10 protein-coding genes are annotated in these 13,913 nt (G+C 39.8%); 5 read left to right on the top strand and 5 right to left on the bottom strand.

Features of this window, described 5'->3' with window-relative positions; translation table 11 throughout:
- Window positions 1–20: 20 nt before the first annotated feature.
- The gene (locus tag ACUR5C_RS00375) at window positions 21–1,472 is read right to left on the bottom strand and encodes a GGDEF domain-containing protein (protein ID WP_454466326.1); all 1,452 of its coding nucleotides are present in this window, start codon (window positions 1,470–1,472) and stop codon (window positions 21–23) included.
- 270 nt (window positions 1,473–1,742) lie between these two features.
- Between ACUR5C_RS00375 and ACUR5C_RS00380 the strand changes: the two genes are divergently transcribed.
- Complete coding sequence (locus ACUR5C_RS00380; protein WP_454466327.1) at window positions 1,743–2,309, top strand: peroxiredoxin family protein; 567 nt, start codon at window positions 1,743–1,745, stop codon at window positions 2,307–2,309.
- A gap of 4 nt (window positions 2,310–2,313) precedes the next feature.
- Here the strand turns inward: ACUR5C_RS00380 and arfB are convergent, their stop codons facing one another.
- Window positions 2,314–2,727, bottom strand: coding sequence for an alternative ribosome rescue aminoacyl-tRNA hydrolase ArfB (gene arfB / locus ACUR5C_RS00385; protein ID WP_454466328.1), 414 nt, complete (start codon window positions 2,725–2,727; stop codon window positions 2,314–2,316).
- Window positions 2,728–3,152: 425 nt separating this feature from the next.
- On the opposite strand from arfB, the gene ACUR5C_RS00390 reads away from it, so the two are divergent.
- A complete protein-coding gene (locus ACUR5C_RS00390) occupies window positions 3,153–3,761 on the top strand; it encodes a MarC family protein (RefSeq protein ID WP_454466329.1) in 609 nt (202 codons plus the stop codon).
- 68 nt (window positions 3,762–3,829) lie between these two features.
- The gene (locus ACUR5C_RS00395; RefSeq protein WP_454466330.1) at window positions 3,830–4,471 is read left to right on the top strand and encodes a hypothetical protein; all 642 of its coding nucleotides are present in this window, start codon (window positions 3,830–3,832) and stop codon (window positions 4,469–4,471) included.
- Between the two features lie 85 nt (window positions 4,472–4,556).
- Here ACUR5C_RS00395 and ACUR5C_RS00400 read toward each other — a convergent pair whose 3' ends face one another.
- The gene (locus ACUR5C_RS00400; protein ID WP_454466331.1) at window positions 4,557–5,036 is read right to left on the bottom strand and encodes an Lrp/AsnC ligand binding domain-containing protein; all 480 of its coding nucleotides are present in this window, start codon (window positions 5,034–5,036) and stop codon (window positions 4,557–4,559) included.
- Window positions 5,037–5,192: 156 nt separating this feature from the next.
- On the opposite strand from ACUR5C_RS00400, the gene putA reads away from it, so the two are divergent.
- Complete coding sequence (gene putA, locus ACUR5C_RS00405) at window positions 5,193–8,996, top strand: bifunctional proline dehydrogenase/L-glutamate gamma-semialdehyde dehydrogenase PutA (protein ID WP_454466332.1); 3,804 nt, start codon at window positions 5,193–5,195, stop codon at window positions 8,994–8,996.
- A gap of 35 nt (window positions 8,997–9,031) precedes the next feature.
- On the opposite strand, the gene ACUR5C_RS00410 is transcribed toward putA, so the two are convergent.
- Window positions 9,032–10,156: a GGDEF domain-containing protein gene (locus tag ACUR5C_RS00410; protein WP_454466333.1), complete on the bottom strand. Its 1,125-nt coding sequence runs from the start codon at window positions 10,154–10,156 to the stop codon at window positions 9,032–9,034.
- A gap of 191 nt (window positions 10,157–10,347) precedes the next feature.
- Between ACUR5C_RS00410 and ACUR5C_RS00415 the strand changes: the two genes are divergently transcribed.
- Complete coding sequence (locus ACUR5C_RS00415) at window positions 10,348–10,686, top strand: hypothetical protein (RefSeq protein ID WP_454466334.1); 339 nt, start codon at window positions 10,348–10,350, stop codon at window positions 10,684–10,686.
- Here ACUR5C_RS00415 and ACUR5C_RS00420 read toward each other — a convergent pair.
- Window positions 10,683–13,871, bottom strand: a complete 3,189-nt coding sequence (locus ACUR5C_RS00420; RefSeq protein WP_454466335.1) for an ATP-binding protein — start codon at window positions 13,869–13,871, stop codon at window positions 10,683–10,685. The genes ACUR5C_RS00415 and ACUR5C_RS00420 overlap by 4 nt on opposite strands.
- Window positions 13,872–13,913 lie beyond the last annotated feature (42 nt).

The following is a 13,913-nucleotide window of genomic DNA, read 5'->3' on the forward strand; positions in this document are numbered from 1 at the left end:
CTCCCGGAATTTGCTCGCTTCTATCTTTCTTGGAAGTTTTCTGATTTTATTTTGTGAACATTGTTTGCTTTAATACTATCAAAGCTACAAAGAATATTACGTCCTTGTTGCTTGGCCCTATACAACGCCTGATCTGCTCTATCAATGTTTTCTTCTAAATTTAAGCTAAGATCTACTTCGGTAATGCCAATACTTACCGTTATGGTAATTTGATTCTCATTTAACATGAATGGCGTTGACTCAACCTTGTTTCTTATTTTTTCTGCAATGCTGATCGCGTCTACTAACTTTGAATTAGGTAACAAAATAATAAACTCTTCACCGCCATAGCGAGCAAAAATATCTGCTTTACGAATTTCTTTATTGGCTAAACGGCTAAAGTGAGACAACACTTTATCACCGGCTATGTGACCAAACTGATCATTGATTTGCTTAAAGTGATCTAGGTCTAACATTAACAAGCAGTGCGGTTGCAGGTTTCTTAAGGCGAGCTGTAAAAGCTTTTTAGCAATAGTGAAAAAGTAACTTCGGTTGTGAATGTGAGTAAGTACATCGGTATATGCGAGCTTTCTTAACGCTTCAGTATTGACTCTTATAATTTCCATCATCACATAAGTTTCTTGTGCTACCTGACCTACCTCGTTGTTTTCGAAAACTGGCTTATTAGCGATCTTTCCAGTTTGTTTAAATTCATCAACGAGCGCTTTCAATGACTTTATTGGGCTCAATACTTTTTTATGAACCACCCAAACCGCAATAACTATAAGAAATATTAAGCTGACTAATAGCGAGGTGAGTAAACTAATCCAAAAACTCATTTGTTGATTTAAGCCTGATTCTTGAAGTGCAATTCTTTGTTTGACTATGCCCATAAACTCATCGATTGGCAGCATAATATTATGTTTAGCTGCCAAGTATTCATTCGAATGTAATAGCTTTATTGCTAGTGATTGGTCAGGATCAGCTTTTAATGTGTAGTTTTTGTTCTCATCAGCAAACAACCCTTGCATGGCGTTAAAGGCTTTTTCTTCTAAGTTAACTAATGCATTTGACTGGCGTTCAGACTCAATGATTTTACTACGTTCTAATTCACTAAGGTCGATTGAGGTGAGTTTAGATTGCAAGCTCTGTGCTGTTTGGTAGGGATGTAGTCTTTCTCTGGTTGGCTTGTTTAAGTCCCAATAAACACTATCATAATTTTTAGGGCGTGGGCTTGTACCATTACGTATCGAAAGTACTTGATAAAATTTTTTCAAATAATCTTGATTATTAGTCAAGCTATATAGACGTGCAAATCGGGTAAGATCATCGGAGGACTGCTTAAGTTCATAAGATAGTTTAAAGGCGTCGGTTTTTGTTTGAGCCAGTTGAATTTCTGCTTGATGAACCTGATAAATTTGAACAACTACCAGTGCGATAAGGAGTAACTTAAAGCAGGCCAAGCCCGTTAGTATAAAAAGTATAGGCTTCATAGGCTTTTTGTTGCTAGCGGATTAATTAGAAATTAAATGTATATTAGCGAATTGTTGATTATTCAACCATAGCGATGGCCTAAAAATGGCTTGCTGAAGTTTATAATTATTAGCAGGTTTTTTTTTATAGCTAATTTTTAGCCAATTGGTGACTCGGCGCCGCTTTTGGCGCTAAAAGAGGCTCGTGTTATTTAGCCTTTTAGCTTACTGTAACAAAACAGGACGAGTTTGGTCTTAACAAGTCCACTCGCTATTTTTTAGGAACAAACGGTGAAATTTAATTATTTGATAAGCAAGGTCTTTATTCTAGTGGTTGCGATAGCAGCAATCACTCAAACGGTTCATGCTGATATAAAGGTTGGGTTAGCAGTCAACTCAATTGCACCAGAAATTAATGCTGTTAACTCGCAGGGAGAAAAAGTTAAGTTGGCACAACTTGGTGGTACAAAAGGCACTCTATTGCTGTTTTTTCGTTCTGCTGATTGGTGTCCTTATTGTAAAAAGCAACTGATCGAAATAAACCAGTGGCATGACAAGTTTGCGTCTATTGGGTACGCTATCGCTGCACTGTCATACGATTCGGTGGCAACGCTTAGTCAGTTTAAGTCCCAACATGCTATTCGTTTTACTTTATTGGCGGATCAAGACTTACAAACAATTAAGCAATATAAGGTAATTAATCAGCAGTATCGACCACAAGATAAGCACTATGGAATACCTTATCCGGGAGTTTTTATATTAGACAAAGAGCAAAAGATAACGCAAAAATATTTTTATGAAGGCTACAAAAATAGAGTCGATTTTGAACAGCTATATAAATTTTTAAAAGCGCAATAAGCTTTTAGTCACTTACTTTGCCTCGCAAGCTCTTTTTTTGACTATGTTTGGTTTTTCGGTCCATCCTTTTTGTTTGCGAGTTTTTAGACGGTTTGGTCGCCCGACGCGGAGGCAAAACTTTAGTTGATTGCTGAATAAAATCAATTAGCCGATTGATTGCATCGTTGCGGTTTTTTTCTTGTGTTCTAAACTGCTGTGCTTTAATAATAACAACGCCGTCTTTGCTTACTCTAGTGTCATTAGTTGTTAATAAGCGTTGTTTGTAAAATTCCGGTAAGGAAGACTCGGCAATATCAAAGCGTAAATGGATTGCTGATGATACTTTATTGACGTTTTGGCCGCCCGCTCCCTGCGCACGAATGGCATCAAATGATACTTCATTCAGAGGAATGCTGACGGATTCAGATATTTTAATCACTGGTTTTTAACAAATTTAAGTTTATCGTTAATGCCAGTTTACTGAAAAGCGAGTTTAATTGACAGTAATCTTACTCGGAAAAAATTCTCAATTTTATAATCAAGTATTTATGCTAATTAGAGAGGGTCAATGTTTAAATTTAGCTATAATTCATTTGGCTTGGAAAAAATTAGTGTGAATCAAGCCAAGTAATAGATACACTGATTTGTGCTGTGCTGCTTTATTTTATTTAATGGGATATACAATAAAAATCTTTTAGCTAAGTGTGTTTTATGCAGTAGTTAAACTGTTGGGGTAAAGTTGCAAAGCGATAATGTTGAAATATTTAGATTTAAATCGGCCAAAAGATGAATTAGCAAGGTTTTTAAAATGATTCTGAGTAAGATGTTTATTTGGGCCTGCCATAATAGGTTGAGCATGCTGAAATGATAGATTTTGTAGCCACATTTATTGTATTTTTCGCGGTTGTCGATCCCATTGGCACTGTCCCTGTATTTCTCGCCGTAACCTCACATTTCGATGATAAAGCTAAAAATAGGATTGCGCTTATTGCTAGTCTTGCCGCCGCAATGGTTCTTATTTTTTTCGTTGTTGCTGGCGAATTCATTCTAATTGCAATGTCTATTCCGCTTCCCGCTTTTCAAATTGCGGGCGGTATTATTTTATTTTTATTCGCACTCACAATGATATTTGGCGAAAGCAAACCTGATGAAGAGGTGAAGCTTGCCCACAGTCATCACGATACTGCTATATTTCCACTAGCGGTACCTTCAATTGCAAGTCCGGGAGCCATGTTGGCGGCAGTGTTACTGACTGAAAATAATCGATTTAGCGTCTGGGAACAGGCGCAAACGGTATTAATGATGTTAGCTGTGTTATTGGTGACCTATATACTTATGCTGCTCGCGGGTAAAATAAACCGGCTTATTGGTTCGAGTGGAGCAAGTGTGGTAAGCCGAGTGATGGGCTTGATATTGGCATCGGTTGCTACCGCGAACACACTGGCGGGAATTAAACTATATTTTGGCTTATGACATATTTCGCGCCATTTTAAACACGCCAAAGGTCTAAATATTAACTGCAAAATTAAAGGGTTGCTTTTATGGCTTTATCTGTACAAGCTAAAGAAATTGTTGCCGAGTTGGCTGGTAAGCCAAAGCTTGGCGATATTAAAAAACGTGGTAAGGAAATTAACAAAAACCACCTACTAGCAATGGAGCTTTGGTCAACCGGTCAATATTATCATCGTCTGCTCGCAACACTCATATTTGACAAAAAGCTTTTAGTTGCAAGTGATATTGACAAACTCGCCGATGATTTGCTTTCACATGATGCAAATGAAAGTAACCAAATCGGTGATTGGTTGTTAGCAAATCAATTAACCAAAGATAAAGGGCTTATTGCGCTAATGGAAACATGGCAGGATAGTCCCTCTCGCATACTGCGTCGCTGGTTTTGGTATTATCAAGCTCGCTTACGCTGGACCGGGAAAACTCCGCCGCCAGAAAGCAGTGCTAAATTGTTGGATGTAATCGAAGCCAAACTAAGTGCTGAGGCGCCCGAAGTACAATGGGTAATGAATTTTTGTGCTGGCTGGATTGGTGTATTTGAACCAAAACTAAGAGCAAGATGTATTAAGCTGGGTGAAAAATTTGGGCTTTATAAAAGTGAAGTCGTTGCAAAAAACTGCACCCCGGCTTATCTACCAGAATTTATCAAAGTTGAAGTCGCCAAGCGCGAATAATAGTGAGTTGCTAATAATTGTGAGTTGCGAACAACAAAATTTGCGTGGCGTGACGGTTAATAAGCCATGTGGCCAAACTGAACAGCTAAAGTATGGGCAAGCCTTGATCGGCTTTTATTTTTTCGATAACCACGTAAGTGTGGTTTTTAGCAACTCCAGGAATATCGACGAGATCACCTAAAATTGCACGGTACTCTTCCATGTCGGCAATTTTTATTTTTAGTAAATAGTCAAATCCTCCGGCAACCATGTCACATTCAATCACTTGGCTAATTTTTTGGATATGTAGGGCAAAGTGCTTAAATACATCGGTAGTGGACTTATCTAAGGTCACTTCAACATAGGCAGTTAAACCATGTTTAAGTAAGTTGGCGTTGAGTATTGCCGAGTAGCGTTCTATATAGCCTTCAGACTCTAATCGCTTAACTCTATCTAAACAGGGACTTGCACTTAAATTAACTTGTTTAGCTAGGTTTACATTAGAAATACGCGCATTTTTCTGTAAAGCGTCTAAAATGGCTAAATCAATCTTATCCAGATTGCGAATTTTGGCTGGTTGACTCATTTTCAGTATAATCTACGGTTTAATGATGAAATTACAGGGTAATTTACGGTAGTTTATCAAAATTAACCAGCACATTCTGCGGTGTTAGAGATAAAATGCGCCCACTTAAATTCCGCTTTTCCGGTTAGCCAACCATTTTTATAGAGGATAATTGCAATGTTATTCAATGGCTCCCTAATTACAGACAATCCAACGCGTCAAATTATTCGTGACTATTATCGAATTGACGAAAATCAGGCCATTGAGCATATTTTGCCATTAGCTGAAGTCGGTGTTTCAGCACGCAGCCGAGCTTGGGAACGCGCTCGTCAAATGGTGGTGAATATTCGAAATGATCAAGAAGGTAAAGGTGGAATAGACGCGCTTTTAAATGAGTTTGCTTTGTCGAGCGAAGAAGGCGTCGTATTAATGTGTTTAGCGGAAGCTTTGTTGCGAGTACCAGATGAAGACACGCAAGAGCATCTAATTAGAGACAAATTAGCCAATGGTGATTGGAGCTCGCATTTAGGCAATAGTGAGTCGCTTTTTGTGAATGCTTCTTCTTGGGGATTGTTAGTTACAGGCAAATTGGTTAATTATTCAGACAAAAATAAAGAAGCACAGTTTGGTGTTTTAAAAAAGGCGATTGGACGTTTAGGCGAACCGGTTATTAGAAAGTCTGTTCAGTTTGCCATGAAAATTATGGGTAAGCAGTTCGTTATGGGGCGCACTATTAAAGAGGCGACTGAAAGAGCGGTAGACACTGAACGCAAAGGGTATATTTATTCATACGATATGTTGGGTGAAGGCGCGCGCACAATGCAAGATGCCGAGCGCTACTTTAATAGCTATATGACAGCCATAGAGACTATTGGAAAGGTTGCTAATGGACGAGGCCCAATTAAAAGCCCTGGTATTTCGGTTAAGCTCAGTGCTATTCATCCGCGTTATGAATTTACTCATAAAGAGCGAGTAATGAGCGAGCTGGTACCCAAGCTTAAAGAGCTGGCGATGGCCGCTAAACAGTTTGATATTGGTTTTACTGTTGACGCTGAAGAGGCTGATCGTTTAGATATTTCGCTCGATGTTATTGAAGCGGTATTCAGTGACGACGACCTAGGAGATTGGACTGGGTTTGGTTTGGCTGTTCAAGCCTATCAAAAGCGCGCATTTTTCGTGATTGAATGGCTACGCGAGCTAACCTTAAAAGTTAATCGTAAAATGATGGTGCGACTGGTCAAGGGGGCTTATTGGGATACTGAAGTTAAACTGACCCAGCAAGATGGTTTAACTGATTTTCCCGTATTTACTCGGAAAGCCGCGACCGATGTTTCCTTTAAAGCTTGTGCCATAAAATTAATGGAGTACCGAGACACCATATTCCCTCAGTTTGCTACGCATAATGCTTATACTGCAGCAACCATTTTAGAAGTGGCTAAAGGAGACAACCAAGGGTTTGAGTTTCAACGTTTACACGGTATGGGTGAGTCACTTTATGATCAAATCGTTAGCAATGAAAAAGTACAATGCCGAGTTTATGCGCCAGTAGGACAACATGAAGATTTGCTGGCTTACTTAGTTCGCCGTTTACTTGAAAATGGTGCCAACTCTTCGTTTGTTAACGCGATCGTCGATGAGTCAAAACCAGTAGAGTCTTTATTGCCGGATCCAGTAGAAAAACTGCAAGGGTTAAAGTCGAAAATCAACCCGCAAATAACTTTACCTCATGCAATTTTTGGTGAAGAGCGAGATAATTCGCAAGGCCTAGATTTGACCGACATTAATCAAATTACGCCGATGAAACATAACTTAGAAGACTGGTTAGAGCAGCACCTTATAAGTGAAGCTGACGTTCCTGAAGGCGCGAAACCAGTAAGAAACCCGGCTAATCATAGTGAAATTATTGGGCATTTAACCCATTTAGATGATGCGCAAATGACTGAGCTGGTTAATAAAGCAGAAGCGGCTTTTACTGATTGGTCAGAAACGCCAGTCGAGCAGCGAGCTGAATATCTGCGTCGTATTGCCGATATATTAGAAAGATATCGTGATGAGCTTATTGGGCTGTGTATTAAAGAGGCGGGTAAAGTTGCTCAAGATGGCATAGATGAAGTACGAGAAGCGGTTGATTTTTGTCGCTATTATGCGGCCAGAGCAGAAGAGTTAGCTCAAGATAGTCGTTTTAAGCCACGCGGAGTTGTGTTGTGTATCAGCCCGTGGAACTTTCCTTTAGCGATCTTTTTAGGCCAAGTTGCAGCGGCTATTGTGACTGGTAATACAGTTATCGCTAAACCCGCAGAGCAAACTAGTCTAATTGCTTTAAGAACCATTGAGCTAATGCAAATTATTGGATTACCAGACAATGTTGTCCAAGCGGTGGTAGCGAGAGGTAGTAAGGTCGGCCAAATTATTATTCCAGATGAGCGAGTAAAGGCGGTTATGTTTACCGGATCAACTGCGACCGGTACTCAAATTTCGCAAACGCTAGCTGCCCGCGGAGGTTTTCAAGTTCCATTAATAGCAGAAACCGGCGGTCAAAACTGTATGATTGTTGACTCGACTGCTTTGCCAGAGCAGGTGGTTGATGATGTAATTTCTTCGGGATTTCAAAGTGCTGGCCAGCGCTGCTCAGCATTAAGAGTTTTATTTTTACAGGAAGATATTGCCGACAAAGTCATCACTATGATTAAGGGTGCAATGCAAGAATTACACGTTGGTGATCCTGCTTGGTTTAGCACTGATGTTGGCCCGGTAATCGATCAAAAAGCGCTTCAAACTTTAAATGATCATGTTGAATATCTGAAAGACAAAGCGACTTTACATTACCAATGTGACATTCCTGAGATAAGCGAGAATGGACATTATTTTTTCGCGCCACGACTATACGAAATTGAAAACCTATCGATATTAAAAGAAGAAGTTTTTGGACCTTGTGTTCATGTGATTCGGTTTAAAGGAAATCAGCTTGATGATGTGATGGCGCAAATTAATGCTACCGGTTTTGGCTTAACCATGGGGATCCACACGCGAATTGAAGAACGCGCGCAAGCTTTAGCGCGGCAATCTAAAGCGGGTAATATTTATGTTAACCGCAATATGATTGGTGCGGTAGTTGGGGTGCAGCCTTTTGGCGGGCGAGGTTTATCAGGTACAGGTCCTAAAGCCGGTGGCCCAGGTTATTTATACCGATTAGTCGAAGAAGTCGCATCACCCGATAACTACCAAAGCACTGGAGAGCACTTTGAAGATGTTAGCTTTGACTTAACTGCAGAGCAGTTGGCTTACGTTGATCAATTAATGCAAAATTCGCAGCGCGATGAAAAGCTTTGGCAAAAAACTGATCTTAACCAACGTGTTTCTTTGGTTCGTCAGCTAATCGCTAAAATTGCCACGGTAGACATTGTGAATGAATTTGCTGACGATCTCGCGAAAACGCTTAGCGACGCTAGAATGCAATTAAATAATATAGAAAAGCGCTTAGCTAAACCTAAAGTATTGCCTGGCCCAACAGGTGAGTCTAACACGCTGACTTATGAGCCTCGCGGGTGCGTTGTTTGCTACGCAGACAAAGATACCTCGTTTAACTTTTGGGCTATTTCAATTATTACTGCGTTAGCCACGGGAAATACAGTGATAACCGTAGTACCTGAATTATTTTATGAAGAATCTATCGCGTTTAGAGAAAAATTCATTTCAACTGGGGTGGCGGAAGGCGTCTTTCAGGTTGCTAAATTAAATAAACTCAAAGCGATTTTGGCTCATGCCAATATTTCTGGTGTGGTTATTAGTAGTCAATGTGAACGACACGAATTTATCACCGCAGAACTTGCTCAGCGAGAAGGCGCAATTTTGCCTGCGATTAGTAGCGAATATTACGATACTTTAATCAACCGATTATTAACTGAAAAAACGATTAGTATTGATACTACGGCGTCAGGTGGAAATACTTCATTAATGACTTTAGTTGAAGATGACGAATAAGGTTGTGACAAAGTAAAGCTAATTAAAAAGCCGCTTTAAGCGGCTTTTTGCGTACATATAGACATATTTCTGCCTTTTTTCTTGGCCTCGTAGAGTGCTTCGTCTGCGACTTTAAACATTTGTATCGGTACATTTGGCGTAAAGCGCTTAACGCTGAAAGATACACTCCCAATACTCACAGTTAGCTGGACTTTTTGTTGGTCTGAAATAAGCGTTAAATCCTCAATCGCTTGACGAACTCGCTCAGCGACTTTGCTAGCTCCGCCTAAATTAGTTGCCGGTAAAATGACACAAAACTCTTCACCACCAAATCGATAGCAAGAGTCGGCGGTGCGGGGTAGGGAGTCTTTAATGGCTTGCGCTAAAACTTTAAGGCAACGGTCGCCAAAGTCATGGCCATAGTTATCATTAATACTTTTAAAGTGATCGCAGTCGATTAATAGTAGTGAAATGTCTTTTTGTCCACGGGAATATAAGCGGCATATTTGTTCCAGCTTTTCGTCAAAACTCCTGCGGTTGGGCAGTTGGGTTAAGGCATCGGTACGGCTTTGCTGTGCGAGCAAGTACTCATTAGAAAGAGCACGCCAATACTCGAAATGTTGCTGTTTGGCTAAATTCAGCATATAGGCCGAATAAGTGACAAGCATAGCGACTACTATCCATTGTTGAGTATAGCCAGCGACGAGTAAGGCTGGAAGCATAAAAGATAGGTTGTAGGTATAAGCTAAGGCTTTTATGGGAGAAAAACTGTTGCTGCCGCCGGCAACTAACCCGGCAGAAGAAAATGCCATCAGAAATGTAAATAGGCTGTTATCTGAATAAAGAGCAAGTGCAAATAATAAACCCCAACTAAAACTTTGCGGTAAAACCGTGAGATATAAACTTAGGTGCCACAGGTGAGTTCGCTGGGTAAAGAAATCTTCTAATCGCCGGATATGTAAAACTCGAAGTAGCGAACTAAATAAAAAAGTTAGTGTAAACGCAAAGGTAACATTGAGATAAACGCTATGAATATTGGAGCCGTACGCAATGAGTGGCCAAAACACAGGGTAGACCAAAATACCAGGCTTTGATCGCTTAACGATATCTTTGGCAGATCTAAGCCAAAGATGCGGTACAGTGTCTACGTTGTTTTCATTAAATGATTGCAGTCGGTGCATTAACTGATAAATCGGTTGCTCGGGCTATTCTCTAAGCTTAGTTTAAAAATGTATGCTGTGTGAAAGAATTAATACCAATAGCGGATTCTAAATCTTTGGCTAATCCGGTTAAGTAAAATTGTGCTTTGGTTTGCTTAAAGTGTCGCTAGCACCTATCTTTAATTTAGATATTTGCATGTGAGTTAAAGTTAATGAAAATTGTGCTGCCGTTACCGCCAGATAAAAAACTTAACGTTATCTATCGGCTAGAACCAGGCTGTATGGGGCCAGATGGTATAGATAGTATTGAACAATTCTGTAATTTTGCGCAACAAGAGGTTGCAGGCTTAGATGCAGACTTTGTTCACTGGGAAATTCTACCTAGATTCGATAAGTCACTTGATGAAATGGAGTATCGGGTTGCCCAAAAGCGTTTAACACATGACCAAGCTGCGGTTTATCTCAACTTATTTTCAAAGCAGCTTGATGAGTTTGAAGAGCATCTGCATGAGAGAATTGGCGAGCTGATTGAGGCCTTTTTAGGGCGTTAGGTTTTATGGGCTAAGGGCAAAGTAAAGCTAAAGCTTGACCCTTGGCCTAAGGTTGAACGCAAATTTAATCGACTACCATGAAGTTCTACAATGTCTTTACAAATGGCTAAACCTAAGCCTACGCCTCCTTGATTGCGGGTACTAGTGCCATCAATTTGGGTAAATGATAGAAAAATCTTTTGGTGCATCTCAGCCGGAATACCGATGCCTTTGTCTATTACGGCGATATTTACTGCGTTTTCATGTAATGAGACTTTAATTTTAATAACCCCTTTATCTGAAAACTTAATCGCATTGTTAATTAAGTTATAAAGCACTTGTCTAATTCGATTTTGATCGGCAAACACAGTGATGTCATTTATTTCTGCTACATGCTCGAGTTTTTGGTTTTTAATAGATGCTTGCGGTTGCAATAATAAAATCACTTGCTCAATTAGATGGCTGATATTAAATGCCTCGGGTTTTAGCATTAGGCGTTTGTTTTGTAATTGTGAAAAGTCGAGTAAATCGTCTACTAATGTCTTTAACTGCTTGCCGCAGTTATAAATAGCTTCTAAAGACTCTTTGGCTTCGTTAGATTGCTCAAACAAAGGATCTATAATGAGTGTTTCACTTAATCCAATAACCCCGTTGAGAGGCGTTCTTAGTTCGTGTGATGTATTGGCTAAAAACTCATCTTTTAAAGTGTGCAGCTCACGTAATTCGTTGGCAATTTTTCGTTCTTGTGCCGCGGCTTTTTGTTGTTGAATCAGCTTGTTTCGTTGTTTAACTAAAAACCGAATGAGTAATGCTGACGCGACTAAAATATAAATTAAGTATGCCCAAATAGTTCTCCATGGTGGCGCAGGAATGCTAAATCTTGTTTCTGCGGGTGTTGCGTTGCAAGCAGCCTCGGCATTACAAGCTCTAACTTTTAATAAGTAATCTCCAGCGGGCAAGTCGAGTAAATTAATATTGCGAGAGTTTTCTAAATCGACCCAGCTGTTTTCATGTCCAGAAAGCTGATAAGCAAACTGAATTCCTTCCGGGTTGAGTAAGTCAATAGCGCCAATTTTGAAATTAATTGAGTTATCCCAATAATTTAACGGTTCAACTTTTCCTTGGGATATTTCCAGCCAGCGCTGTTGTGTATCGGTTAAAAGCTTGGCGCTTTGAATATAGGGTGTAGGGCTAAACGAACTAGTTTTAAACGTGTTAGAGTCGATTGCTGTGACACCGTTAATTCCACTAAAAAATAAAACGCCTGCTTTTGAGGCTAACCGAGCTCTGCCGTTAAATTCGTTACTTTGTAAGCCGTCTTTGCTCGTAAAAACGTTAATCGACTGATCTTGTGGGCTAATTCTCGACAAGCCTTTGTTACCTGCAACCCAAACGTAATTATTTTTATCCACTAAAATTGAGTAGACATAGTTGTCGGCTAGGCCGTCGGTTTTGTCCCACCACTTAAAACTTTGCTCGCCTATTGCTCTATGCCCTACGCCATTAGAGCTAGTACCAACCCATAAGCTGCCATCTTTTGCTAAGGTGATAGTATTGATACTGTCGACAAATTGGTTAAGTTTATTTTTGATTTTAAACGAGCTTAAACGGTTGGTTTGAGTGTTGTACTCAAATATTTTGCCGGTTTGGCTAGACGAAAACCAGTAGGTGTTATTAATGGGACCAACCACATCAAAACCATCAAACTTCTTTTTGCTGTCCGTTACTTGAAAATCATGAATGGGCTGATTATTTTTCTGATAGTAAAACCGATTGTCTTGGGTAAAAATTAAAACATCGTTGTTGCTAATATAAATATTAGAAATGCCTCTATTTGACGCATCTTGCCATTGGCTATCGACAGTTAGAGATTGACCATTCGTTGCATCAATCCATTGAAGCCCACTTGAGCTGCCGACCCAAACGCGGTTTTTTGAGTCGATATCGATAGAAGTAATAAAGCGTGGAGTTGGTAAGTTGGAAAGATAAAAATTCTTATTGTTACTCAGAATCTGTTGTGCGCCAATGAGTTCGCTGGTCGACTGAATGGTGTCAGCTGGGGTTAAAATGCTTAAACCTGCATCGTGGCTAGAAATCCACAGTTTATTTTGTTGATCGATAGCAATGTTATACGCCGATGAAGTTGCCAGTGGTGCACTATAAGCTTGATTGCCGCCAATTTGATAAAAACGAACATTTTCTACTAAAGCAACATTAATGCCGTTAGGCGCACTCGCCCAAAGCTGCCCTTGAGTGTCAATAAATAAAGAGTAAATGTTATTTGAACTCAGTGAGCCTCTTTGCCCAGTAATGATTTTAAATTGTTCAATTTTTAGTGTTTTTAGATTTAGCCTAATTAAGCCGTGACCTTGAGTACCTATCCATAGATAGTTGTCGCTTGATTGAATGATTGATGTTGCTTTAGAAAATTGACCTTGGTTTTCATAAACTAAAGTAATTGATAGATCATTGGCTGAAACGTAGAAGATATCACCCGTGTCAAGACCTACATATACGCCACCTTTTTTGTCGCTAAGGGGGATAACTTCTTGCCGCTGCTTTTTATTTGCTGGAATAGGAATGTTAACTTGGGTTAAGCGATTATCATGAGTGTTAAAGTGATACAGCTCTCCAATAAAGTTGCCTATCCATAAGTTTCCAAACTCATCATGGCTAACATGAGAGACAGCTTTAACCTTTGATAATGTAGGGTGGAGATGATTGACACCACTGCGACTTAGTAAGGGGAGCTGTTTGACATAAACGCCAATATTGGAAAATAAATATAATTGTTGGTTAACTAAAGCGGCATCTTCTATTAGCGCAGGATTAGTTGGAAAAAACTGCAGCTCAAAAGCGTGTTTTGTTTCGCTGTACTGATACACCCCACCCATCGTACTTACCGCAATAATTTGGCCCGTATCGCTGTGTAATAAACTAACGATGCTATCTTGCGGATGCGGCTCTTTGTCAGATATAAACTCTATTGGCTCAAACTCAAAGCCGTTAAAGCGATCGATACCCACTGGAGTTTTCAACCAAAGAAAGCCTGCATTATCTTGAACTATTTTAGTCGCTAATGACTGAGATAAGCCATCGTCCGCAGTGTAGTGCTTAAAGTAAGGTGACCAAACTTGTTCTAAGTACCGGTATTGTGCCAATGCCGTTTGACCAAACAACAACCAAGCAATGAATATCCAGGGCAAACTTGATCTTAGTTTGAGGGCTTTATACAGAGGACCCATAAA

The sequence above is a fragment of the Aliikangiella aequoris genome, assembly GCF_053709105.1.